This is a genomic window from Gordonia sp. (in: high G+C Gram-positive bacteria) (assembly GCF_049647785.1).
Lineage (GTDB): Bacteria > Actinomycetota > Actinomycetes > Mycobacteriales > Mycobacteriaceae > Gordonia.
Map to the genome: position 1 here is coordinate 1 of NZ_JBARYI010000020.1, position 22,906 is coordinate 22,906.

Below are 22,906 nucleotides of genomic sequence, written 5' to 3' on the forward strand. Positions count from 1 at the left end.
CAGGGCTGTACATTTCGCGGTATCCGCGACCCTGGACGCAATCTCAACCTCGGGTACGAAAACTACTTCGGTGGCATCCGGATGCCGCCGTCGACGCGGACGACCTCGGCGTTCATGTAAGAGTTCGTGATGAGCTCCTCGACCATCGATGCCAGCTCGTCCGGCACGCCGAGGCGCTTCGGGAACAGGACCGACTCGCCCAGCTTGGCCTTGAAGGCCTCCGACTCGGGGCCCGAACCGTAGATCGGGGTGTCGATGAGTCCGGGTGCGATGCAGTTGACGCGAATGCCGGAAGCTGACAGGTCACGTGCGACGGGCAGGGTCATGCCGACAACGCCGCCCTTCGACGACGAGTACGCAGCCTGGCCGATCTGGCCGTCGAAGGCCGCGACCGAAGCGAGGTTGACGATCGCACCGCGTTCGCCGTTCTCGTTGGGCTCATTGCGGCTCATGGCGGTGGCCGACAGGCGAACGCTATCGAAGGTGCCGATCAGGTTGATCGCGATGACCTTCTTGTACAGGTCCAGGTTGTGCGCCGAAGCGAACTCGCCATCCTTGCCGATGGTGCGCTGTGCCCAGCCGATACCGGCCGAGTTGACGACGGCCTTCAGCGGGCCAAGCTCGACAGCCTTGGCGATGGCTGCCTCAATCTGGGCGGTGTCGGTGACGTCGACGGCAACGAAAGCGCCACCGATCTCCTTGGCCAGGGCTTCGCCGTCTTCGGCCTTGAGGTCGGCGATGACGACCTTGGCACCGCGGGCTGCGAGCCGGCGTGCCGAAGCCGCACCGATACCCGACGCACCGCCGGTCACAATTGCACTTGCTCCATTAATATCCATGACCGCGAGCTTATCGCGGGGTGACAGCGAGCACAGCAGGGGGTTCCCTACCGGCAGCGGACAATCGGCTCAGCCGCATACTTCACCGTGCGGGTATGCCGGTACGTCTCTCGACCGGTCTTAATACTGCGGATAATTCGCGTATCCGACGCGGTAAATCCGCCCTGTCCGCTGCTGGGAACGCAGTTGTCAGAAGCGGCGACGTCGACTGTCGTTGGTGATGTGGGATCGGTCCGCGCCCCGGTCACGGACTCGACTTCCACCGTCTTGGTGCTCCACATGCGGACGGTCACCTCCGACGGACTCCACGACGTATCAATGACGATCCCGTACGGGGTGTTGTTCTTGAACTGCAGGTCAATCAGTCCTTCAAAGACCGTCGCCTCTCGAGCCTCCGGATACCGGGAGATGTAGTAGGCGTGCTCGGTGTGCGCCACGTCTTCCAAGCCCGCGAAGTACGCCGCGTTGTAGAGGGTCGTGGCGAACTGCGAGATACCGCCGCCAACGGCCTTCGAGGGCCGCCCGTGGTCGATAATCCCGGACTCCACGTAACCCTGAGCAGATCCCCGCGGGCCGGTGTACCCGTTGAGCGAGAACGTCTGACCTGGCAATACCAGCGCCCCGTTGACCTGTTGGGCGACAAGGCGAATGTTCTCGCCAGACGGACCGCTGAAGCCGCCGGTGGTGAATTCGGAAACAACCTCGTTGACGCCCAACTTCTTCGCCCGCTTGGTGTCGACCTTCGGTTTGGTGACGGTGTATGCCACCTCGCCCGACCGCTTGTCGGGTGCCACGGAAAGTGCGGCAATTGAGTCGGCCGTCGCCGCCCAGTTCACTGACGCACCTTCGGTGGATCCAATAACCGTGGGCTTTCCGCCGGTCAGCCTGAACGAGGCATTAACCGGCGCCGATTCGGTTTTTGCGGCGCGATCCCCCAGCAGGGCCTTGGCATTCTTCGGATCGACATGCGGTTTCAGCCCGCCCTTGCCGTCCGGAACAAAGCTGACCAGGGCGCCAGCCTCGCGGGCCGAAACGATGACTCGAGAACCGCGCCCGGCGAGCGGAATCGGCGATGCGGTGACGTGCTGCGCCGGTCCGTCGAGCACCGCTTGAACCGTCTCCGCGGAAACAGTGGGCGAGAACGGTTCCATCTCCAGGGTGATCGGGTGCCCACTGAGCCAGCTGTCGGCGATGGTCTGCTTCGCGGCCTCACGCTGAATCCGCAAGCCCTTCGACGGGAAGTCGCCGACTGCTGTGAGACCGTCGTAATGGACGCCTCCTTCGACGGCCGCCTTCTCCAGTTCTGACCGGTTGGCGTCGAGAGCGGCGTTGAACTTGGCGTCGTCGAGGACAACAACCGGAGCCACCGCGCGTTTGATCCCGACCATCCCGAGGAGCCTGTCCCACGGATTACGCGGCTGATCCAACAGCCGCTCAAGCGTCCCGTCGACATCAAAAGCCGCACCGAGTTGATCCGGGTCGATACGTACGGAGCCGGAATTCGTCTGCACCAGCACAGGTGCGTGCGAGGCGACGGTGAGGGCTTGGAGCTTCGCGCGCGCTTGATCCTTGTCGAGGTTTCCGAGATCGAACTCGGCGATCTGCGCGCCGCGCGCGGTATGACCGTTGGTCATGATCGCGTCGATTCCGAAGACGACACCGACGAATAAGACAGCGCCGAGGAGACCGCGAACGATCCACCTGCGCACGTCGGAACGATCGTCGGGAGGGGTCACAACTATTTAATCCTAGCGGGAATGAATCGCTCCAGCTGTACCGCCGGGTCGGGGGTCTGGCGGTTCAGCTGGAGCTACTCGGTATATAGGTGAGACCGTAACTGGCGTTACACATCTTGTGAAATCTTTTTGAGAATTCTCGCCAGATCCACAAAAGCCCCGGTCAGCGCTATTAATCAGCAGCATTGACCGGGGCTTTTGGATGCGGTGAGCTAGCCTTCGACGATCGCGGTGACGCCCTGGCCGCCCGCGGCACAAATCGAAACAAGGGCACGACCGCCACCGTTAGCCTGAATTTGCTTAGCGGCCTGCGCAATGATGCGGCCACCGGTCGCAGCGAACGGGTGACCTGCCGCCAGCGACGAGCCGTTGACGTTGAGCTTCGCGCGGTCGATGGAACCCAGCGCCCCCTTCAAGCCGAGACGCTCGGTGCAGTACTCTTCCGACTCCCACGCCTGCAGCGTGCAGAGCACCACCGAAGCGAAGGCCTCGTGGATCTCGTAGAAGTCGAAGTCCTGCAGGGTCAGGCCGTTGCGCTCGAGCAGTCGGGGCACCGCGTAGGTGGGAGCCATCAGCAGGCCATCGGGCCCGTTCACGTAGTCGACGGCTGCGGTCTCGGTGTCGCGGAGGTAGGCCAGGACAGGCAGTTTATGCTCGGCGGCCCACTCGTCGGTCGACAGCAGAACGGTCGACGCACCGTCGGTCAGCGGCGTTGAGTTGCCCGCGGTCATGGTGGCGTCGCCAAGCCCAACGCCGAAGACCGGCTTGAGGGTGGCGAGCTTTTCGACCGAGGAGTTGGGGCGCAGGTTCTCGTCGCGGGTGAGGCCCATGAACGGGGTGATGAGGTCGTCGAAGAAGCCGCGCTCGTAGGCAGCACCCATTTTCTGGTGGCTGGCGGCAGCCAGTTCGTCCTGGTCGGCGCGGGCGATGCCAAATTCCTTGGCGGTAATGGCGGCGTGATCGCCCATCGACATGCCGGTGCGTGGCTCACCGTTGCGGGGGATCTCGATACCCAGCTTCGACACCAGGCCGAGGGCGGCCTTGATGCGCTCGGGTGTCGACTTCGCGCGGTTCACTTCGAGCATCTGGCGACGCATGGCCTCGGAGACACCGATCGGTGCATCGGATGTGGTGTCGACGCCGCCGCCGACTGCCGAGTCGTAGCGACCGTTGGCAATGCCATCGGCAACGATCTGGATGGCCTGCAGGCCGGTACCGCACGCCTGCTGCACGTCCATGGCGGGCGTGTAATGCGACAGCGATGAGCCGAGCACCGACTCGCGGATCAGGTTGAAGTCACGCGAGTGCTTCAGGACGGCACCGCCGGCGACCATGCCGAGCTGCTCACCCTGAAGGTTGAAACGACTCACCAGGCCCTGCAGGGCTGCGGTGAACATGTCCTGATTGCTGGCGCTGGCGTATGCGCGGTCCTGGCGAGCAAACGGGATGCGGTTGCCACCGAGGATGGCGACCGGACGCTGCTGGCGGGTTTCCGGCTTGCGGGGCGTGTACGAGGCCACGAGCTACTCCTGGAATTTGATTATGTCGAGTGACCGACATTTCTTACATGTCGACAGGATCGACCTTGAGAGTATTCTTACTCACGAGTAAGTTCATTGTCGACCCCTGAGGCCTGCGGCACTTGTCACAGTCGCGCGGACTACAAAACCGCAGCGGCTCGCGCTTAAGGTCTCAGGCAGGACCGGTAGCTTCGCGGCACCGGAAGCACGTTTTCAATCGACCACACAAGGAGACTGTCGTGGCAGGCAACACCGATCTGTATTCGTCCATCGTCAACAGCGGCCCCGGCGCGTTCATCGCCTCGCGCGTTGGCCTCCCGCAGCCCCCGACCCTGCGGCGCTACTCGGCTAGCCAGCCCGCCCTGGGCGGCCCGGTAATCCTCGGCGGCAGCGGCCGCCTCGTCGAACCGATCCGCGAAATCCTCACTGCCGGTGACGATTACACACTTGTCGAGAACAACGCTGGCAGTCGCGGCGCGGACAAGCTGGGTGCCGTGGTCTTCGACGCGACGGGCATCACCTCGCCCGCCGAACTCGAACAGCTCTTCGAGTTCTTCGGTCCGCAGATGCGTTCGGCAGGCAACTCGGCACGCTTTGTGGTGCTGGGCACCACGCCCGAATTGACCAAAGACCCCAACGAGCACGTCGCCCAGCGCGCCCTCGAAGGTTTCACTCGCTCGCTCGGCAAGGAACTCCGCAACGGAGCAACCGCGCAGCTGGTCTACGTTTCCCCCAAGGCCAAGGCTGGCCTGTCCGGCCTGGAGTCGACCCTGCGTTTCCTACTCTCGGCGAAGTCGACGTATGTCGACGCCCAGGTGATTCGCGTCGGCGACGCCGAGGCTGCCGCCGTGGAGAGCTGGGACAAGCCCCTCGCGGGCAAGGTTGCCCTCGTCACCGGTGCCGCTCGCGGCATCGGTGCCACCATTGCTGAGGTTTTGGCACGCGATGGTGCCCACGTCATCGTCGCCGACATCCCGGCCGCCGGCGAAGCCCTCAGCGAGACCGCAAACAAGGTCGGGGGTACCGCGCTTCCCCTCGACGTGACCGCTGAAGACGCAGGCACCAAGGTTGCCGACCACGTTCTGGAACGCCACGGCGGCCTCGACATCATCGTCAACAACGCAGGCATTACGCGCGACAAGCTGCTCGCCAACATGGACGACGCCCGCTGGAACTCGGTCATCGCCGTGAACTTGATCGCACCGCAGACGCTGGTCAACGTGCTCATCGAGCGCAAGGCACTCCGCAAGGGCGGCTCGGTTATCGACGTCTCGTCGATCGCCGGTATCGCCGGTAACCGCGGCCAAACCAACTACGGCACCTCGAAGGCTGGCGTCATCGGCCTCGTTGATACGTACGCCCCGATCCTCGCCAAGTCGGGCATCACCATTAACGCCGTCGCCCCCGGTTTCATTGAGACCGCAATGACCGCTGCAATCCCTCTCGCCACCCGCGAGGTTGGTCGCCGGATGAACTCGCTGCAGCAGGGTGGCCAGACCATCGACGTTGCCGAGACCGTTGCGTACTTTGCGAGCCCGGCGAGCAACGCGGTGACCGGCAACGTTGTCCGCGTCTGCGGTCAGAGCCTCCTGGGTGCGTGATGAGTAAGACCATCACCCTGAAGTCGCTGCCGTCGTCGGGCCAGCTGTATCCGAAGATCGTGAGCGCCATGCTCCCGGTCATCGGTAAGCCCGCCACCATCAGCGCCGACGCCAAGATTCCAGACACGGTTTTCCGGATCGAGAACTTGCGCGTGGACCCGGCACAGTTGAAGGACTACTGCCGGGCCACCGGCATGCAGTTCGGGACGCAAGTACCGTTGACGTACCTGTTTGTGTTGCAGTTCCCACTGGTGATGAGCGTGTTGGCTGCGTCGGACTTCCCGATGGGTGCCATCGGCTCGGTGCACGTCGAGAACAAGATCGAGCGGTTCCGCGAGATCGGCGTCGACGAGCCGTTGACGATCTCAACGCACGCGGAAAACCTGCGCGAGCACCGCAAGGGCATGTTTGTCGACCTGATTTCGGAGTTTCACGTTGGCCGCGAGCTCGTCGCTCGTCAAACGTGCACGTTCCTTAAGCAGCAGCGCACCAGCCTGTCGGGCGGCGAACGCGGCCCAGCCCCGAAGGACGTGACGCCTCCACCCCCCGACCGGGTGGTTCGCGTCGACTTGGGTTTGATTCGCCAGTACGCTGCGGCGTCCGGCGACCGCAATCCGATCCACATGGCCGATCTGACCGCGAAGGCCTTTGGCTTCAACGCGGCTATCGCCCACGGCATGTGGAGTGCCGCGGCAGTCTTGGCAAACGTGGAAGCCCAGCTTCCCGCCGCCGTCGACTACTCGGTCCGGTTCGGCAAGCCCATCCTGCTGCCCGCCACGTTGAACATGTACACCACGAAGGTCGACGGTGGTTCGGGTGACTTCAGCGGATTCGACCTGTCGATCCTCAACCGCCGCAAGGGCTACCCGCACCTGACGGCAACGCTGCGCCCCATCAAGTAGGCGTCGCGAACGCAAGCGCGCTGTCCCGCAAGGGGCAGCGCGCTTTTGTTATTCGTACGCGGCATTCGGCCATTCCAGATCGCCTCTACACTCTCTCCATGACCGAAACGCCGCACACGTCGTTCCAGCAGCTGTTGCACGATCAGATCAGCAACGAATTCTCCGCCTCCCAGCAGTACATTGCCGTCGCCGTCTACTACGACAGCCACGACATGCCGCAGCTCGCGAAGCATTTCTACCGTCAGTCAGTGGAAGAGCGTAACCACGCGATGATGATTACCCAGTACTTTTTGGACCGCGATCTGGCAGTTGAAATCTCGGCGGCGAGCGCCCCCACAACCACGTTCGCCGATTTCCGGGAGCCCATCAAACTGGCCCTCGCCCAGGAAAAGCAGGTCACCGAGCAGATCGTCGCATTGGCGAAGGCGGCCCGCGACAGCGGCGATTACTTGGGTGAGCAGTTTATGCAGTGGTTCCTGAAAGAGCAGGTTGAGGAAGTCGCAACCATCACCACGTTGCAGACCATTGCCGAACGCTCCAACGGCAACATTTTCGACCTCGAAGCGTTCGTCGAACGCGAGGTCAATTCGGCAGCGGGCAACGTCGATCCCAACGAACCAGCTGCGGCGGGCGGCAACCTGTAGCGATCGCCGCCAGCCGCAACTGTAGAACGCAAAGCTCGATTCGCTAACGCAGCGTGACTTGCCGCCCGGTGATACCGGCGCGCGAGCCACGCTGCGTTGCTGTCAGATCCGAGGTATCGGCCAGCGCTTCGGCTAGGTGCCCATCTAGCGTCTCGACGGCGGCGTGCCACTCTTCATGGTGTGCTTCCGGGTCGACGTCGAACACGGGAACGATGAGTCCGTGTGTCCGGAACGACCCGGCAAATTTCGACCCCTCCCCCAACGTCAGGTGGCCTGCGGCATGGACGCGGGCCAGGGCGTTCATCAGATCGTCCTCGTCCTCCGGGCGCACCCAACGCAGGTGGGCACGATCGCCGGCGTTGACCCACCACGGGGCGCCGACACCGCTGGAGGGGAACAGTCGTGCCGTCGGCATGATGGAGTCGTTGGCGCGCTCCAACATCTCCGCCAGTTCATTCCGCGCCGCATTGTCGTCGGCGAACCACCAGTCAAAATTCTCGTAGACGACGATCTCGAGATCAGCATCCGGGTCGATGATCTGTCCGAGACTGAATTCGGCGGGCTCCCCGGTGTACTTGTCGCCTTCCTTCGCTGCGGCTGCCCAGGTGAGCGCTGCGGTGAGGGATCCAACGAGATCGCTCGGCTCGGGGTTGGTCTGCAGGGCCACCAGGCCCTGCGTCACCATCCCGTCGGAATCGCCTGCGACGGCACCCTTTTCACCCATGACGGCGGCCTTGCGACGGCGGACATCCGCTGGCACAGCGCCCGGCAGAATGGTTACCAGGTCGGCTTCGTGCGCGGCGTCGAAGCCCTTCGCAAAGGGCACCTGGGCGGTCGCCGAAGCAATGAACGAACGCATCGCCACTAGATCGCATTCGGATTTCAGTCCCCGGAAGGGGCGAACAGGTGCCGCCAACGAGGTGGCTTGGCGAATCTTGCGTGCCGCTACTCGCTCAGCACGGTTGCTTCCCGGACGCGGGCCGCTGCCCCGCTTGCTCTTCTTTGCCATGGGACTAGCTTCTCATCTGAGAGCCCCACAACGTCAGTCAACGGTCACGAGCCAGTCGCGAACTTTGGCCGGATAGTTGGTCGCCAACCAACGGACTCCCAGGTCGGCGCACAGTTGGACGTCTTCCTGACTGTCGACTGTCCAGACGTATGTGACACGCCCGGCGGCGGCCGCTCGATCTACCAAATCGGGGTGCAGCCGCAGCGTCTCGATCGACGGTCCGACGCCGGTGGCACCGACGGCGGTCGCCGCCGTGCCGCCAATGAGGCGGGCCGTATCACCGAGCAGAATGGTCGGCAGCATCGGCGCCGTGCGTCGTACGCGCCACACTCCGGCGGCCGAGAACGAGATTACGACGGCCCGCGAATGATCGGCAGACGGCGGCGATCCGACCCCGAACTCCCGCAGCAGTTCCATCAACTTCAATTCGACGAGGCTGCCGACGCGCACCGGGTGCTTGGTCTCAATGAACAGTCGAACCGGCCGATGCCAGTCCAGAGTCATCGTCAAGAGCTCGCGCAGCGTCAGCACAGATGCCGGTTTGCCGCTGGAATGCCACGACCCGAAGTCGTGCTCCTGCAACTGCGACAGCGTCATCTCGCTAACCACACCAACCCCGTCCGAGGTTCGGTCGATGGTGCGGTCGTGGACACACACGAGTTCTTCGTCGGCGGTCAGACGAACATCGCATTCCAGACCGTCGGCCCCCTGCGAGAGCGCAAGGTCGTAGGCGGCCAGGGTGTGCTCGGCGAGTTCACCCGACGCGCCACGGTGGGCGACGACGGCTGGCTTGCCGGAACGGGAAATTCCACTCGGGCTCACGCGATCACCATTCGTCGTTCGGGGCGGCTATTGCGGGTGGAGCCGTCGAAGATCGTCACCAGGCGTGGTGCCACCCAGTGCGCGAAGACGGCAGAGACAGCGAGCGACAAGGTGGTGATCGCGAGGCCGTCCGCGCTCACCTGTACGGAGTCACTGAACAACGAGCCGATCCGGTAGGCGAGTGCGAGGAGCGCCAAGAAATTCACGACCGCCCAAGCGAGGGCGATCCGCTTGATCCGTTCAACCGACTTCAGCGTTTCACCGGCACCCGCGGATTCGCCATCACACATCGCGGTTTCGGTTAGCAGCAGCGGCGCGCCAACGACGTTCACCAGCGGGATTGCCGACAGCAGCACTTGCCCGCGCGTCGAGCGGGGATCGAGGCGGTTGGCGGTCGCGAAAGTCTGCGCCCGCTCAGCCAGCAGCCAGCGAACAAAGGCGTAGAGCGCAAACAGCATGCCGACGACGGCGCACACTCCGAAGACGAGCACTGCGGCCCCGGTTAAGAGGTCGAGCCACATCGGAATCGGCGTCGAGCGGTTGACGACGGCAACGATGTACCGGATCAGATGCGCTACGGCCGCCCCACCCAGCATGTACGTCGTGAGCGCGAAAGCCCGCGTTAAGGCTGCCTTAGGCTCGGTCGTCGGACTTTGTGGGCCCTCTGCCGCGGCGGGAACCGAATCGGACAGCCCCCAGCGGGGCACCGTCCGGTACGACGGCGTCGGTAATGCCGCCGTCTTGCGCGCTGGGCGCGGCGACGGTCGTGCTTCGGCGGGCCGGTCGGCGATCCATCGGAGGTTGGGGCGGGGCGCGAGTCGGCGCGCTTGCTGCTGGTGCGACTGCCCACGTTGTGGCGGTACCGCTGTGGGAGCGAGAGCCCGGCCCGCCTGATCAACAACCTGCAGCGGTCCGCCGCAGCGCGGGCAGGCGGCCCGGCCGGGGCGGTGCGGTGCCTGGATTCGGCAGGACGGACACACGTCGAGCATCAGGCGCCGTCGCTCCCGTACACGCCTTCGGTTCCGGTATCGAACGGCTTGTCGGCCAACTGCCACGACACCATTCCACCGCGAACCACCGTGACTGCGATACCGCGCATGGCGAGGTACTGGGCGAGGCGGAACGACCGACCGCTGGTGCGGCAAATGACGAGGAGTTCGGCGTCCAGATCAATCTCGTCGATCCGCGCCGGTACGTCGTCGAGCGGAATGTGGAGGGCACCGCGAACGTGGGCTTCCTGCCATTCGTCATTCTCTCGAACGTCCAGAAGCACCTGGTCGACGATTCCCTTGAAGTCGTCGGGAAGGTCGGCAACATCTACCGTTTCGATTCCGTCCATGCTCATCGGTTCCATAGTCCCACAACCCCCGAATCGGCACAGGATTCCCATCTCGGGGATCCGGGTTGCGTGAGGTTTGCTCGGAGCGGTTTGCGCTACCACAGCGGCGGTCGCCACAACACCCGGTACTCACTATGTAGGTATGCATATTTTTATGCACAGCTGGTGAGATGACATTCAATCCACAGTTACCCACAGCTCGAGCAAGCCCTGTGGACAGTCCTGTGGATTTGTGGATAAGCAGAGGAAAACGCGCAAATTTGTGTGTCGGGCGTCTCAATTAGGGTTCCCGTTGTCCTGATTTTTACCCTTAGTCCGCACTACCGAAGGGTAAATGTCAGGAAATCTATCCCCATCCCATCTGTGGACAACCTGGGGACAACACGCCTATAAAACTCTCAAGTACTACTTGCGAGTTGGTTCTCGGCGGCTCACAACGCTCTAGTATCGATGGAGTGCACGTGCGCTGGATCACCGCCTATTTCGACCTGCCCGCCGCCAGTTTTGGTGAGGAGGTCACGTTCTGGCGTGCGATCTCCGGAAGCACGGTCTCCCCGCCCCGCGGTGAGCACCTGGAGTTCGCGACTCTCGAACCCTTCCATGGCGACCCCTACCTGCGAGTGCAACGGGTCAACGATGGCCCCGGCGGTATGCACCTGGACTTGCACGTCGATTCCCCTGAGGATGCCGCACTCGAAGCGCAGACACTGGGTGCGACTCTTCTCCGCCGTGCACCCGAAGGCTTCGTGACCCTACAGTCGCCAGCAGGCGGTGTCTTTTGCTTGGTTCCTTGGGCTGGCGAATCAGAACGTGCGCGGCCTATCCGTTGGCCGGACGGCGGCATCAGCATCGTCGATCAACTGCGATTTGAGGTTCCGCACGAAGTCTTCGACGCGGAGGTGACCTTCTGGGCCAAGCTCACGGCCCGGACTCTCGACGATTTGGGCGGCGCTGACGAACTCGCCATCAATCACAGTCCGCGACTGTCGCTGCAGGTGGTGATCGGGCGGACCGACAGCGACACCACCCGCGCCCTGCCATCGATTGCCGCAACTGATGTCGCTCACGAACTTTCGCGCCACAAAGACTGGGGTGCCGTGGCCACCCACGGCAGCGAGGGCAACGACGACATCCATGTCGGCTTCGGTGAAGACGAGGTACCGGACACGGTCGAAATGACGGACCCGGCGGGCCGCCCCTATTCGATTACCGCACGTAATCCGCGCACCGGCGTCTAGTACTTACGCGCCGAAGCGTTACGCGCCGAAGGCTGCCATTAAGTTGGCTTCACGTTCGCATTCGCGGCGCTGCGCCGGTTGCAGGTCGACCAGTTCAGTGAGTTCGATGCCGCCCCCGGCACCGTCGGCTTTTCCGCTTATCCGCCACGTGCCCGCCAGCCGGCCGTCGACCAGAATGAATCCGGGCGACTTCCCATTCGGAGTCAGCGTCTTCGAGTAGACGTCGGCGTCGGCGACGCGGATGCGGTCCGCTTGCGAGAAGACGACGTTGTCGAACGGCGCGATAAACCTCACCGGAACTGTCGCCTCGGGCTCCGACAGCCCGAGGCCGTCGAGATCGTACAGTTTCTCCTCGTTGGGCCCGACAAAAGATTCGACTTCCCAGTCGACTTCCATAGCCTCGAGAATCGGGCGCAGGCCACGCAGCCCAGACCATGCTTGAATGCCCGCGACAGTCGATGGCCCAAAGCCGCGCAGGTACATCCGGATCAGGTCGCGAACCGATTCGGTGTCGGCGCTGGCTCTATCGGCAGCATCGGCGTCGGGACGGTTTGGCGCTGACCGGTCTGCGCTGACGCCGAGCCACTCGTCGAGCATCGCAAAGGCGGGGGCCCCCGATTGCCGCCACAGCCCGCGCGGCGGTGTCTGAACCAATGGAAGACACCCTCTCACCACGGCCATCATCGCGTCGCCGGGTTCGTTCGGCCAGCGATCGAGCAATGCGTGCCGGAGTGCGGCACCCGATACCGGTGCCTCCGCGGAACTGACCAATTCGGTTGCCGCCGAAGCCAACTCATTTGCAGTCACCCGCACAAATCGACGCACGTGACTGCGCGTTCCGGCGTCGAGTACCGGTTGCAGTACCTCGCGCATCCACCTCGAATCCAGCCCATCCATCAGAAAGACGGTCCCGCGTTGCAGCGGTAGTCGTACTACTTCGCGTTCGACGAGCAGGTCGTCGAGTTCGGCCGGGTCGAAACCTTCGATGCGGGAGGCGAGCGCGTAGAAAGCTGCCTGTGGATCCTGCGACTGCAGTCCGACGCATCGATCGATCACATCGATCGCGTCCTCGTCGGCGCGCTCGTCCAAGTACTGGCGATGCAGGAGCGTGCGGTTCCACTGCTGCATGCTGATGCGTGCCACCACGGTGGGCGGCCTACTGCTCGGCTGGAGAGGTGGACTCCGTTGGGAATTTCAGGTCAGTCGTTGCGTGGCACCGGTACCCGTTCGGGTTCGTGAACAAGTACTGCTGGTGGTAGTCCTCGGCGTAATAGAAGGTGCCGTCGCCTGCCTCCGACATCAGCGAGATCTCACTGGTCACCGGTCCGTAGCCTGCCTCGGCGAGCACTGGCTCAAAGCGGCGGGCGAGTTCGGCCGCGCGGTCAGCTTCGGCTTCATCGAAGGTGAAGACGGCCGACCGGTACTGGGTACCAATGTCGTTGCCCTGGCGCATTTCTTGCGTCGGATCGTGGGCGGTGTAGAAGATTTCGAGAAGCTTGTCGAAGGGCAGAACTTCCGGGTCGTAGACCACGAGGACGGCTTCGGTGTGCCCCGTCTGCGCGGTGCACACTTCTTCATACGTGGGGTTGGGCGTGTAGCCGCCCGCATAACCGACGGCAGTCGTGTAGACGCCGGGCTCCTGCCAGAAGATCTCTTCAAACCCCCAGAAGCACCCGCCGGCCAGAATCACTGCGCGCAGACCAGCGTCAAAGGCTCCGATTCCCGCTGGCCGGTATTCGCCAGAACTGTCGGCAGTTCCGCGCAGCGGATGACCGAGAACTCGGTGCTCGCCGCGTACCGGCAGTGGCGTAGCGCGGCCGGGCAGGGCGTGGCCGGGTTCGACCATGACCCGCTTGACGTCGGCAGCAGCAATAATCCGATCGAAGAGGCTCATGCTTCCACAGTACGTCGCTCCGTAAGTTTGCCGCGGCCGTCGTGATCGTAAAGTCCGCCATTGTTGCAAACGGCGCTGGTCTACGGAAATGTAGAAAGTGGACCCGGGTACGGATCTTTCAACTTCTTTGACATGAGAGGACCATCGTGGCTGACTACACTTTGCCCGAGCTGGACTATGACTATGGCGCTCTGGAGCCGCACATCTCCGGCAAGATCATGGAGCTCCACCACAGCAAGCACCATCAGGCGTATGTGAATGGCGCGAACACCGCGTTGGAGAAGCTCGCTGAGGCACGCGAAGACGGCACCATCGCAGGCAAGGTCTTCGGACTGTCGGCGAACCTGTCGTTCCACCTCGGTGGACACACCAACCACTCCATCTTCTGGAAGAACCTGTCGCCCAACGGTGGCGACAAGCCGGTGGGCGACCTCGCTGACGCGATCGCCAACGACTTCGGCAGCTTCGACAAGTTCCAGGCTCACTTCACCGCCGCGGCTACCACGTTGCAGGGCAGCGGCTGGGCCATCCTCGGCTGGGACACCATCGGCCAGCGCCTCGTGATCGAGCAGCTGACCGACCAGAGCGGCAACACTTCCGCCGCCCTGATCCCCGTCGTCATGCTCGACATGTGGGAGCACGCCTTCTACCTCGACTACCAGAACGTGAAGCCCGAGTACGTCAAGGCATGGTGGAACATCGTGAACTGGGCTGACGCTGGCGAGCGTTTCGACCGCGCACGCACCCAGGGTGCAGGCCTGATCGTTCCGGCCTAATCTTCCTGACGGCCTGATCTTCCAGGCCTGATCCGTACGACGCGGCGGCGGCTACCTCTTCGAGGTGGTCGCCGTTTGCGTTGTCGCGGGTTACCCGGAAGTCGGACACCAACCGGCAGCAGAACTGCATATTTATACACCCAGTCGTTTCATGTGAAACCACATAGCCCCGGCATCACACCAGGTGTCACCTAATCTAGTGACACCTGCCACGGATTTACTCCCTTTGGGCGATAGAAGATTATGCAGATTGCAGAATAATATCAGCAACGTCATATTCCCGACTTCCATTGGAGACGTTGAACTGATGAAATCTCTTCCCACTCGTTTAGCCATCGGACTGGCAGTCGCCGGAGGTGCCGCGGGCATGCTCCTCGCACCCGCCGTCGCAAATGCTGACGGCACCAAGGACCCCAAGTACCAGCAGCCGCCGACAGCACAGAAGCAACAGCCCAAGCAGAAGCAACAGCCCAAGCAGAAGCAACAGCCCAAGAGCAACGACGACGACGGTGCCGCACCGCTCAACAACAAGCGCGCGCCGTTGGAACGATGCCCAGGCGGCGTCGCCTCGGGTGGCTATAACGTCCAACCGTCGTACTACCCGTTCGAACTCGGCAAGTCCGGGTCGTCGTTCCTTTTCGAGTACAACGCATATCAGGTTCCCGACAAATTCGACATCCTGTATCAGGGCAAAGTCATCGCCTCTACCGGGTGGCGCGGATTGCAGAATGAGAACAAGAACAACCACCCGCTCACGGGAATCGGCCAAGATTCGATGATGGTTTCCGTCCCCAAGGGCAAGTCCACTCAAATCGAGGTCCGTGTCACCACCGACATTGACGGCACCGAGTGGAATTTCAAGGTCAACTGCCCCCGCTAGGGGAGCCTTTAGTACCCCGCTAACGGCTACCCTCGCGCTCGGACTACCCGATACCGGCCAATTAGAAATGCCCTATTCTGTGCGGTTTCGAGGAGTTCGAAGTCGAAGGCACCGTCGAAGAGGGGGCGTCCGGCACCCAAGGTAACCGGCGCATACGAGACGACCATCTCGTCGAGCATCCCGTCGGCGGCGAAAGCCGCGGCCAATCCGCCTCCACCGACAACCCACACACCGAGGTCTCCCGCGGCTTTTTCCAGGAGCTCTCGGTTGGCGGCGGGTTGGCCTGACACCACTGTGATTGACGGATGCACCTTCTCGAATTTGCGGTGGGAGAAGACAAAGGTCTGCTGCTCCGGATACGGCCACGGTTCGCCGGGCGTGTGGTCAAGCACCCACTGGTAGGTAGTCGCTCCCATGACAATGGCACCGGTCTTCGCCATGAGGTCAGAGATCGGGAACGGCCCTGACTCATCGATCGGTTGAGTGAGTAGCCAATCAAGGGAGTCGTTGGAATCGGCGAGGAACCCGTCCATCGTCGAAGCCGTGTAGTAGACGTATTGGGTATGTGCTGGTGAGGTCATTGTGGGGCTCCTCCGGTGTGGCGTCGATGCCACATGATGGGATCGGGGTCGAGGGCTGGTGAAGTGATGTCGACGCCGGCGTCTTGCAGCATCCAGCGGGCCAGCAGTCGACGGTGGGCAGAGAAGGGCCCACGCGCCGCGGCGCTCGATGTCACGCAACATTGCCAACCACAGTGCCGCTGTCGCGACGTGACGCTCCCGCAGTCCGTGCGAATCGGCTTGCGGTGTGAGGTCGGGCATCTGCTCGCCAGAAATTGTCGCCAGCCAGGGCTCTTTACTGACGACCAGATGCCACATCACGTCGGCAATCGACTCGTCGGGGCCATCCCAGGCACGCGGTTGGCTTCTCGGCAATCGCGTCTTCCCGAACTCCGCAGACGACATTCCGTCAACCGCGCTCAGCAGGACGTCAATATCGGCCAGGTCGTGGCGCGACATCAGGGTCATCACGTCACCGGCCGACTCGACCTGCTGGTCGGCCGTTCCGTCGACGTACAGCGCGGTCGGCGAGTGGAAATGGATGCCGTTCGGCGCGGGCAACCAGTGGCCTGCTCTGTCCGGTGCGGGGAGTGCAGACGGCGAATGCCCATACGCTCGAGAAAAGGCCCGACTGAAACCTTCGACCGAGTCGTACCCGGCTGCGAAGGCGGCATCGGTGACCGATGTACCACGCTGGATCTGCCACGCCGCACGTTCCAGGAGAACCCTGCGGCGCAACATCATTGGCGATTCCCGGCTACTCGCACGGACCTGTCGCGAAAAGTGAAACGGCGAGGTGAAGGCCCCATCGGCCATCTCGCCAACACTGTTGTTGGCATCGTCGAGGACGGCGTCGAGAAGTCGTCGAAGTGGATCTGATGGAGCCATGCAACGAGTATTCCCCGCGGCGGCAGCCTCGCGCTTGATCGTTCTTGCTAAAGATCTGTTGGGCGCGAACCGCAAGTCCTGCCCCCGGGAATCTGACCTACAGATACATGACACTCACGGTGATGGCGCCCGCGCACGCGATGGCGAACACCGTCAAAACGATTGCGTCAATGCGGCCCGGCCGCGACGGGTACGCCGCGAGACGGCCGGTGCCACCGCGAGCGGTAATGGCTTCGGCCATCTCCGAACTGCGCCGCATGGCCGACGACATCGCCGCGACAATAATGTCGAGAATCGACATCTCTGCCGAAGGATGCCCGGAATCGGCACGCGACTTGGGACGCATCCGATGCGCTGCCCACAGCAGACGCATCTCTTCAACCAGCAGCGGAAGGCCGCGCAGAGCCAGCGCAATGGTGACCGCCCATTCGTCAACCGGGAGTCGGAGGATCCGCAGCGGCGCCATCAGTCTCGCCAGTGCAGGCGCCAATTCCGCCATCGGCGTCGTCCAAATCACCAGCACCGACATCGCCAGCACAAGCAAGCCCAGCAGCACGCCGCGCAACGCGGTGATGCCGCCGTCGCTGCCTCGCGCCACCCACGACCACGCCACCGTCACGGCCATCAGCAGCCAGAACCACCACGGCGGACGAGGCAGCGCCCCCAGCGGAATCTTTGCGACCACGACAAAAATGATCAGGCAGATTGCGACGAATCCCAGGCCCGGCCACGACGGCAACACCCACGTCATGAGGCCGAGCGCCAGGATAATGAGCAATTTGCTACCAGCCCACAGGCGGTGCACGGGTGAGTCACCGGGAATCTCGCGAAGCATCGGAATCTGCATCACAGGCCGCCTTCCAGCACGCCGTCGACCAGTTCCAGTCGACGGTTACACACCCGATCGAGAGCTTCGAGATCGTGAGAAATGATGATGATGGTCGCGCCCTGCTCACGTAGTCCGGCAAGTACGCCGATCACTTCTTCACGGGCCTGCGGATCGAGTCCGGCGAGCGGTTCGTCGAGGACCAGCAGATCCGGGTCGGAGGCAATCAACGAGGCTAGGACCACGCGTCGCATCTGACCGCCGGAGAGTGCGTCGACCCGGCGGGCCGCAATCTCGCGAGGCAATGCCACCAGGTCCAGCACTCGTCCCACCTCGGTGGTCCCGACTTCGATGCCGCCGACCGCCATGATCTCGTCGGCGACGGTCGCCTTCTGTAGTTGGAGTCGTGCGTGCTGGAAACCGAGGCCCACATCGCCGACGTGATCGTAAGTGGGTTCGCCCTTCAGCAGGACACTGCCGCTGGTGGGTTTCGTCAGGCCCGCAAGAATCCAGGCGAGCGTCGACTTGCCCGATCCGTTGCCGCCGACGATGAGCAAACCATCACCCTCGTTGACCTGCATGTTCACCGATTTGAGGCCGGTGACTTCCCACGGCGACCCTTCCAAGTACACGTGGTGCAGGTCGCGCACCACCAGCAATGCTCGACCGTCTTCGTCGTGTAGTTGCCGGAGCGGTGCACTGCCCGCTTCGGGGCGCATCCATTCTGGGTGGTGTTCCACCACGCGCCCGGCCTCAAGGTGAATCACCCGGTCGGCGGCACGTGCTTCCGAATCGCGATGCGTAATGAGCACCACGGTGATGGCCCGACGGCGCGGGAGTTCGGCCAGAATGCTGATGAGTTCGGCGCGCCCCACTGGGTCGACCATCGAGGTCACTTCGTCGGCGATCAGCAGTTGTGGGTCGCGCGCCAGTGCGGCGGCCACGGCCAGTCGTTGCTGCTGTCCGCCGGACAGGTCGGTGGTTTCGCGGTCGCCGAGGCCCGCGAGTCCAACCTCCTCGAGGAGCCCGTCTACGTCTACTTCGGTACCGACGGGGAGTCCCCACACGAGGTCGTCGGCGACGCGCGCACCAAGCATCTGCGCTTCCGGACGCTGCAGGACAAGCGCCGTACCGCCTTGCTTGCCGAGACCTGGGGCACCGGGACGGTCGACGATGCCGATGGTCGGTTCCACGCCAGAGAGAAGCTTCGACAACGTCGACTTGCCGGATCCGTTAGCACCAACGATCGCGACAAACTCGCCCGACGACAGTGTCAGGTCGATGCCGAACATTACCTGCCGGTCGATCCCCGGATAGGTGTAGCCAACACCAGCCATCCGCAGTGGAAGCGGAGCGACGGGCAGATCACCATCGACAATGCCCGCTACTTCGAGAGTGTCTTCGAGGGGAACTTCGTCGAGGCGGTCGAGCACCTTGCTCAGCAGCCAGGCGGCTATCCACAGCGCGATCAACGAGCCGACGATGCCGGGAATCCACATCCACAGCCACCAGTTTTCGACCACATTGCGCGCGAGCGCGTCCATCGCGTCGCCGACCGCGTCGAGCTTCACCGCGCGGGCCGTCTTCGCAATGCCGGTCAGGACGTTGTCGAGGATCTCCAACGCCAGTTTCCGCAGCGGCACCAGCACCCACATGAGGACCACCGAGAGGCCCGCGAGGATGGGTGCGGCAATCAGCGACATGACGAACATCGCGACCCCACGACCGCCGCGGCGATGCACTTCGCCAACCAGGCCACCCATGACGACCGACGCCAGCACACCGAACGCGGCACCGAGGCCCGCGATGACGAAGGTGACGCTGACCGTCGTGACGATCGCGGCGGTGACCGCGCGCAGTCGGGTTCTCGCGGCGAGTAGGGCGACGGGAACCGGCGTCATGAAGCCCAGCGCCGCCGCGAGCGGGACCACGGTGACGATGACGGCCGGGACCACTGTCAGACCGCTGAAAATCGCGATTGCGGCGATTTCACGGGCGCGCAGTTTTCCTGTCGGCACCGTCGGGGCGTCGATTGCTTTGCTGACCACTTGTCCATTGTGCCCGGTCGGCATTCCGCACTCCGATTCACCGGCCACCCGCGCGAGATAGTTGAGGGTCCCCGAATCCCCTAATTTGGCCCACCTACCAGCAGTTTTCCGAACTTCGGAGGTGTTGCATGTGGCTTGCGCCTCGTCCTAGCGTGGAGCAATGTTCTCTGCACTGATGCTCAGCATGGGCATCATTTTCGTCGCTGAGTTGGGCGATAAGTCCCAGCTAATGGCGATGACCTATGCCCTCCGGTACCGCTGGTGGGTGGTCTTGAGCGCCATCTTGGCCGCGACCACTCTGGTTCACGCGATCTCGGTGTTCTTCGGGCATTTCTTGGGCTTGTCGATTCCGACGGACTTAATGTCGGTGCTCGCCGGCTTGTCGATGCTGGTCTTTGGGCTCTGGACGCTACGCGGCGACGAACTCGACGACGAGGAAGCCGGTCGTGCCGCGCGAGTCGGCAGGTCGGTGTTCTTGGCGGTGATGAGTTCGTTCATGCTCGCCGAGCTTGGCGACAAGACAATGCTCGCCACCATTACCCTCGCGACCGACCACGACTGGGTCGGTGTGTGGATTGGCTCCACCATCGGCATGGTGGCCGCCGATGCTCTGGCAATCGTGGTTGGCCGTGTCTTGGGTAAGCACCTCCCCGAACGCACAATTGCGATCGGTGCCGCATGCTTGTTCTTCGCATTCGCCGTGTGGCTACTGGTGGAGGGACTCTCCGGTGCGTCCGCCACGCTGGTCGCGGTCACTGTTCCGGTCGCCGCCCTCATCACGGCCGCAGGCGTGGTGTGGATCAACACGACGCACCGCCGTCGACGGCGCGAACTCGCCGCACGCAAGGCTTGTGCGCCGGACGTCCACCAGGTCGGCTAGCCGGGCAGGTTTTCGGCCAGCAAGTCGGGCGCAAACGGCAGTGCGAGCACATCGTCGGACGCCATCCATTCGCGCAGCACCTTGGTGGCCTGCACGTCGTCCTCGTTGTACATGAGGAGACGATCGCGCTGGGTTTCGTCCCGCGCGGCACCGTCGAGCGCGACGGCCGCCGCGTACCACTCCATCGATGCCTCGCCGCTTGCCTCGCTGTCCCGCCAGCCGAACCCGGCGACCGGCGCAATCCGCTTGAGGCCCTTACCCTTCGGGCAGATGAAGTTAGAGCCGACGGCCTCGAAGATGTCGACCCACTCGCGCGAAGCGATGAAAGTGTCGATCGTCTGACGTGAGGGAATGCCCGGCATCCCCGCGAATCGATCAGCGCTCCCACGCAGCCAACGGTTCTCTGCGTGTTGCGAGTAGCAGTAGGCGGCGAAAGTTTTGCCCGCAGCGTGCGCCGCGGCGCGCTCGTCCATCAGCCACGACCAGAACTCCGCAAACGAACGACCTTCGTCGGTGGTCGGCAAAGGTTCCCAGGTCACGAAGGGACGGTAAACCACCGGTCGCGCCGCATCCGTGTTGTCGGTCAGGAGGGTGCCCCACATGTACGCACCGCGCTCGGAATAGCTCTCCATGTCGACGTCGACCTCGATGTCGGCGCGCTGCACACGCGGACGCTCCAGGCGGCGAACCAGTGGAATGTCACGAACCCAACATTTGGCGGAGACGATGGTGTCGTTGAACGCGATGGCACCGGTCCAATCGACCGGTGCCAGGCCCCGGTAGTTGGCGAGTTGATCAACGGTCGTGATCCCCGCATCTCGGAGGACCGCCCCCTGGTTACCACCGACCACGAGTGAGACGTCGCGGCGCTCAATGAGTTCGGCTTCGCAGCGCGGCCACCAGTGGCAGCTGCGACATTCGCTGACCTTGCGCGACTGCGTGGGAATTTGCCCCTTCGCGATAGCGAGGCGGCGGGCGAAACTTTCGTCGTAGTCTTCGGTGCCCTCACCCAACGGCACCACCACCATGCAGTCGGCGTCGAGGCCGATGAGACCGCCCACACATTCCTCGCGTGGCACGTTGAGTTGGCCGAGGTCGTCGAGCATCGCCGCCAGGTGCGCCAACCGCATGACGTCGCGACGTTGACTGCGAAACGCCCTGGTGGCGTCCGGTTCGGGATGCCAGCCGAACATCGGGCTGGTTTGCAGCGTCGGAATTTCACCTTCGCGCGGTTGGGCGACGGTGGTGGTGACGCGATGGTTCACGACGATGATCGGCAGGTAGCCGTCGCCGACGCGCAGGAGCACCTCGGAGTGACCCCGACGACCGCGGTCGTAGTCGGTGGGCAGCGTCGCGTTCAAAATCCATTCCACACCGGCGGACATCGCTTCTTGAGTCGCGGCGACTCGTCCGCGATGGTCTGGCGCTTCAATCACGACGGCCGCGCCCGCGCGGCCACACTGAAATCCGCGGATGCGGTCGATGACCGCCCGGCGGTGTGCCTGCGCCGCGTCGATGCGACGATTCGCCTCCGCCGTCTCCGCGGCGTCACGTTCTTGCTCGACCGTGAAGTCGAGAGCCAACCGGTGTTCACAGCCGGTGAGGTTCCGCGCTCCCAAAATCGCAGATCTCACGTGATCGGCCTCCGCTCATACTTCTCGGCTACACCCGCCACCCGTTGATTCCTCTTGGGGCCGAGTTGTTCATTACCCATTGAGACTATGCAAAGCTTGTGACATCTGATCGAAGCAGTCGATTTATCCGACGGAAAGGTCGTCATGGGGTTGCTCTCATCAAAGGGTTCCACGCGGGCTACGCGCAAGGCCGACAAAAAGGTTCGCAAAGCTGAAGCCAAGGCGATTCATGCTCGCGCCAAAGTGCAGGCCAAGGCCGAATCGAGCGCTGATCGCGCCGTCAAGAAGCAGCAACTCAAGGACGAGCACAAGTTCCACAAGCGGTCGCAGAAGCAAGAACGGAAAACGGCCAAGAGCAGCGGCAAGGCTCAGCAAAAGGTTGCCAAGGCCGAGGCCAAAACGATTGCCGAGCAGGCGAAGGCCGACGCGGCAGCCGCCATGTTTACCCCCGCCAAACTGAAGCGGTACCTGACGGTGGCGCGCATGGTCGCGCCGATCGTGGTGCCGATTGCGTACCGCGCCGCCATTGGTGCGCGCGGTCAGGTGACGGCCCTGCAGGCCCGTCGCGCTGGCGTTCCGGCGTCCTTGCTCACGCAATACGGTGGACCGAGCGCACCATTGCGCGCCCGCATTGCCTCGAGCCGAGCCACCGCCGACGAGGTCGCGGCTCTGCAAAAGTCGGCCGAGGGGCAGACTTTCGTCGCCGCAATGGCCGACCGGTTAGACAACTTGCAGGTTGCCGTCGACGCCGCCGACACGATGCCTTCGGCGCAGCGTCGCAATGCGCAACGTGCCATCGACAACGAACTGACTGCCATCGACAACGATCTCCTGGCGCGCCTCCACGTCAACACGTCAGATGTAGGCTGA

21 protein-coding genes and 1 pseudogene are annotated in these 22,906 nt (G+C 63.3%); 8 read left to right on the plus strand and 14 right to left on the minus strand.

The window, feature by feature from the left end; genetic code table 11:
• Positions 1 to 62: 62 nt before the first annotated feature.
• The 3 genes from WBA38_RS02490 to WBA38_RS02500 all read right to left on the minus strand — a co-directional run bounded on the left by WBA38_RS02490 (position 63) and on the right by WBA38_RS02500 (position 4,095).
• The gene (locus WBA38_RS02490; RefSeq protein ID WP_424294324.1) at positions 63 to 839 is read right to left on the minus strand and encodes an SDR family NAD(P)-dependent oxidoreductase; all 777 of its coding nucleotides are present in this window, start codon (positions 837 to 839) and stop codon (positions 63 to 65) included.
• A gap of 47 nt (positions 840 to 886) precedes the next feature.
• A complete protein-coding gene (locus tag WBA38_RS02495; RefSeq protein WP_424294325.1) occupies positions 887 to 2,575 on the minus strand; it encodes a VanW family protein in 1,689 nt (562 codons plus the stop codon).
• A 212-nt stretch (positions 2,576 to 2,787) separates the two neighbouring features.
• Entirely contained in the window at positions 2,788 to 4,095 is a 1,308-nt protein-coding gene (locus WBA38_RS02500; RefSeq protein WP_424294326.1) for an acetyl-CoA C-acetyltransferase, read from the minus strand.
• A gap of 239 nt (positions 4,096 to 4,334) precedes the next feature.
• Here WBA38_RS02500 and WBA38_RS02505 point away from each other — a divergent pair, with 239 nt between their 5' ends.
• From WBA38_RS02505 to WBA38_RS02515, 3 genes are all read left to right on the plus strand, one after another.
• Positions 4,335 to 5,696 (plus strand): 3-oxoacyl-ACP reductase, encoded by a 1,362-nt coding sequence (locus WBA38_RS02505; protein WP_424294327.1) that lies wholly within the window; start codon positions 4,335 to 4,337, stop codon positions 5,694 to 5,696.
• Positions 5,696 to 6,598: a MaoC/PaaZ C-terminal domain-containing protein gene (locus tag WBA38_RS02510; protein ID WP_424294328.1), complete on the plus strand. Its 903-nt coding sequence runs from the start codon at positions 5,696 to 5,698 to the stop codon at positions 6,596 to 6,598. The genes WBA38_RS02505 and WBA38_RS02510 overlap by 1 nt, the downstream gene beginning before the upstream one ends.
• 98 nt (positions 6,599 to 6,696) lie before the next feature.
• Positions 6,697 to 7,242 (plus strand): ferritin, encoded by a 546-nt coding sequence (locus WBA38_RS02515; protein ID WP_424294329.1) that lies wholly within the window; start codon positions 6,697 to 6,699, stop codon positions 7,240 to 7,242.
• A 43-nt stretch (positions 7,243 to 7,285) separates the two neighbouring features.
• Here WBA38_RS02515 and WBA38_RS02520 read toward each other — a convergent pair whose 3' ends face one another.
• Genes WBA38_RS02520 through WBA38_RS02535 form a run of 4 tightly spaced genes read right to left on the minus strand, consistent with a single transcriptional unit; the run spans position 7,286 to position 10,412 of the window.
• Complete coding sequence (locus WBA38_RS02520) at positions 7,286 to 8,251, minus strand: DUF5926 family protein (RefSeq protein WP_424294330.1); 966 nt, start codon at positions 8,249 to 8,251, stop codon at positions 7,286 to 7,288.
• A gap of 33 nt (positions 8,252 to 8,284) precedes the next feature.
• Positions 8,285 to 9,073, minus strand: a complete 789-nt coding sequence (locus WBA38_RS02525; protein ID WP_424321968.1) for a glycerophosphodiester phosphodiesterase — start codon at positions 9,071 to 9,073, stop codon at positions 8,285 to 8,287.
• Positions 9,070 to 10,062 carry a DUF4328 domain-containing protein gene (locus WBA38_RS02530; RefSeq protein ID WP_424321969.1) on the minus strand — a complete coding sequence of 331 codons (993 nt, stop codon included), beginning with the start codon at positions 10,060 to 10,062 and terminating at the stop codon, positions 9,070 to 9,072. Before WBA38_RS02530 ends, WBA38_RS02525 begins: the two co-directional genes overlap by 4 nt.
• Entirely contained in the window at positions 10,062 to 10,412 is a 351-nt protein-coding gene (locus WBA38_RS02535) for a rhodanese-like domain-containing protein (protein ID WP_424321991.1), read from the minus strand. The genes WBA38_RS02530 and WBA38_RS02535 overlap by 1 nt, the downstream gene beginning before the upstream one ends.
• Before the next feature lie 455 nt (positions 10,413 to 10,867).
• Between WBA38_RS02535 and WBA38_RS02540 the strand changes: the two genes are divergently transcribed.
• Positions 10,868 to 11,650, plus strand: coding sequence for a VOC family protein (locus tag WBA38_RS02540; RefSeq protein ID WP_424321970.1), 783 nt, complete (start codon positions 10,868 to 10,870; stop codon positions 11,648 to 11,650).
• Positions 11,651 to 11,668: 18 nt separating this feature from the next.
• Here the strand turns inward: WBA38_RS02540 and WBA38_RS02545 are convergent, their stop codons facing one another.
• Entirely contained in the window at positions 11,669 to 12,796 is a 1,128-nt protein-coding gene (locus WBA38_RS02545) for a winged helix DNA-binding domain-containing protein (RefSeq protein ID WP_424321971.1), read from the minus strand.
• A gap of 10 nt (positions 12,797 to 12,806) precedes the next feature.
• The gene (gene msrA / locus WBA38_RS02550) at positions 12,807 to 13,544 is read right to left on the minus strand and encodes a peptide-methionine (S)-S-oxide reductase MsrA (RefSeq protein WP_424294473.1); all 738 of its coding nucleotides are present in this window, start codon (positions 13,542 to 13,544) and stop codon (positions 12,807 to 12,809) included.
• 146 nt (positions 13,545 to 13,690) lie between these two features.
• Between msrA and WBA38_RS02555 the strand changes: the two genes are divergently transcribed.
• Together WBA38_RS02555 and WBA38_RS02560 are read left to right on the plus strand one after the other, a co-directional pair.
• Positions 13,691 to 14,320, plus strand: a complete 630-nt coding sequence (locus WBA38_RS02555) for a superoxide dismutase (protein ID WP_424294472.1) — start codon at positions 13,691 to 13,693, stop codon at positions 14,318 to 14,320.
• Positions 14,321 to 14,627: 307 nt separating this feature from the next.
• A complete protein-coding gene (locus WBA38_RS02560) occupies positions 14,628 to 15,200 on the plus strand; it encodes a hypothetical protein (RefSeq protein WP_424321972.1) in 573 nt (190 codons plus the stop codon).
• Between the two features lie 26 nt (positions 15,201 to 15,226).
• Here WBA38_RS02560 and WBA38_RS02565 read toward each other — a convergent pair whose 3' ends face one another.
• The 4 genes and pseudogenes from WBA38_RS02565 to WBA38_RS02580 all read right to left on the minus strand — a co-directional run bounded on the left by WBA38_RS02565 (position 15,227) and on the right by WBA38_RS02580 (position 19,522).
• Positions 15,227 to 15,781, minus strand: a complete 555-nt coding sequence (locus tag WBA38_RS02565) for a dihydrofolate reductase family protein (protein WP_424321973.1) — start codon at positions 15,779 to 15,781, stop codon at positions 15,227 to 15,229.
• A pseudogene (locus tag WBA38_RS02570) lies at positions 15,778 to 16,648 on the minus strand (helix-turn-helix transcriptional regulator). Before WBA38_RS02570 ends, WBA38_RS02565 begins: the two are co-directional and overlap by 4 nt.
• A gap of 97 nt (positions 16,649 to 16,745) precedes the next feature.
• Positions 16,746 to 17,495: an energy-coupling factor transporter transmembrane component T family protein gene (locus tag WBA38_RS02575; protein ID WP_424321974.1), complete on the minus strand. Its 750-nt coding sequence runs from the start codon at positions 17,493 to 17,495 to the stop codon at positions 16,746 to 16,748.
• On the minus strand, positions 17,495 to 19,522 hold the full coding sequence (locus WBA38_RS02580; protein WP_424321975.1) for a DUF2232 domain-containing protein: 2,028 nt from the start codon (positions 19,520 to 19,522) through the stop codon (positions 17,495 to 17,497). The genes WBA38_RS02575 and WBA38_RS02580 overlap by 1 nt, the downstream gene beginning before the upstream one ends.
• Positions 19,523 to 19,682: 160 nt before the next feature.
• On the opposite strand from WBA38_RS02580, the gene WBA38_RS02585 reads away from it, so the two are divergent.
• Entirely contained in the window at positions 19,683 to 20,402 is a 720-nt protein-coding gene (locus WBA38_RS02585; protein WP_424295506.1) for a TMEM165/GDT1 family protein, read from the plus strand.
• Here the strand turns inward: WBA38_RS02585 and WBA38_RS02590 are convergent.
• The gene (locus WBA38_RS02590; RefSeq protein ID WP_424321976.1) at positions 20,399 to 22,036 is read right to left on the minus strand and encodes a TM0106 family RecB-like putative nuclease; all 1,638 of its coding nucleotides are present in this window, start codon (positions 22,034 to 22,036) and stop codon (positions 20,399 to 20,401) included. The two genes, WBA38_RS02585 and WBA38_RS02590, sit on opposite strands and share 4 nt — an antisense overlap.
• Positions 22,037 to 22,180: 144 nt before the next feature.
• Between WBA38_RS02590 and WBA38_RS02595 the strand changes: the two genes are divergently transcribed.
• Entirely contained in the window at positions 22,181 to 22,906 is a 726-nt protein-coding gene (locus tag WBA38_RS02595; protein WP_424296767.1) for a DUF6474 family protein, read from the plus strand.

What these genes read in the sequence shown, in the direction of transcription:
- WBA38_RS02490 (WP_424294324.1), bottom strand. Translation starts at nt 839, where the DNA reads ATGGATATTAATGGAGCAAGTGCAATTGTGACCGGCGGTGCGTCGGGT.
- WBA38_RS02510 (WP_424294328.1), top strand. Translation starts at nt 5,696, where the DNA reads ATGAGTAAGACCATCACCCTGAAGTCGCTGCCGTCGTCGGGCCAGCTG.
- WBA38_RS02515 (WP_424294329.1), top strand. Translation starts at nt 6,697, where the DNA reads ATGACCGAAACGCCGCACACGTCGTTCCAGCAGCTGTTGCACGATCAG.
- WBA38_RS02520 (WP_424294330.1), bottom strand. Translation starts at nt 8,251, where the DNA reads ATGGCAAAGAAGAGCAAGCGGGGCAGCGGCCCGCGTCCGGGAAGCAAC.
- WBA38_RS02530 (WP_424321969.1), bottom strand. Translation starts at nt 10,062, where the DNA reads ATGCTCGACGTGTGTCCGTCCTGCCGAATCCAGGCACCGCACCGCCCC.
- WBA38_RS02535 (WP_424321991.1), bottom strand. Translation starts at nt 10,412, where the DNA reads ATGGACGGAATCGAAACGGTAGATGTTGCCGACCTTCCCGACGACTTC.
- msrA (WP_424294473.1), bottom strand. Translation starts at nt 13,544, where the DNA reads ATGAGCCTCTTCGATCGGATTATTGCTGCTGCCGACGTCAAGCGGGTC.
- WBA38_RS02560 (WP_424321972.1), top strand. Translation starts at nt 14,628, where the DNA reads ATGAAATCTCTTCCCACTCGTTTAGCCATCGGACTGGCAGTCGCCGGA.
- WBA38_RS02565 (WP_424321973.1), bottom strand. Translation starts at nt 15,781, where the DNA reads ATGACCTCACCAGCACATACCCAATACGTCTACTACACGGCTTCGACG.
- WBA38_RS02575 (WP_424321974.1), bottom strand. Translation starts at nt 17,495, where the DNA reads ATGCAGATTCCGATGCTTCGCGAGATTCCCGGTGACTCACCCGTGCAC.
- WBA38_RS02585 (WP_424295506.1), top strand. Translation starts at nt 19,683, where the DNA reads ATGTTCTCTGCACTGATGCTCAGCATGGGCATCATTTTCGTCGCTGAG.
- WBA38_RS02595 (WP_424296767.1), top strand. Translation starts at nt 22,181, where the DNA reads ATGGGGTTGCTCTCATCAAAGGGTTCCACGCGGGCTACGCGCAAGGCC.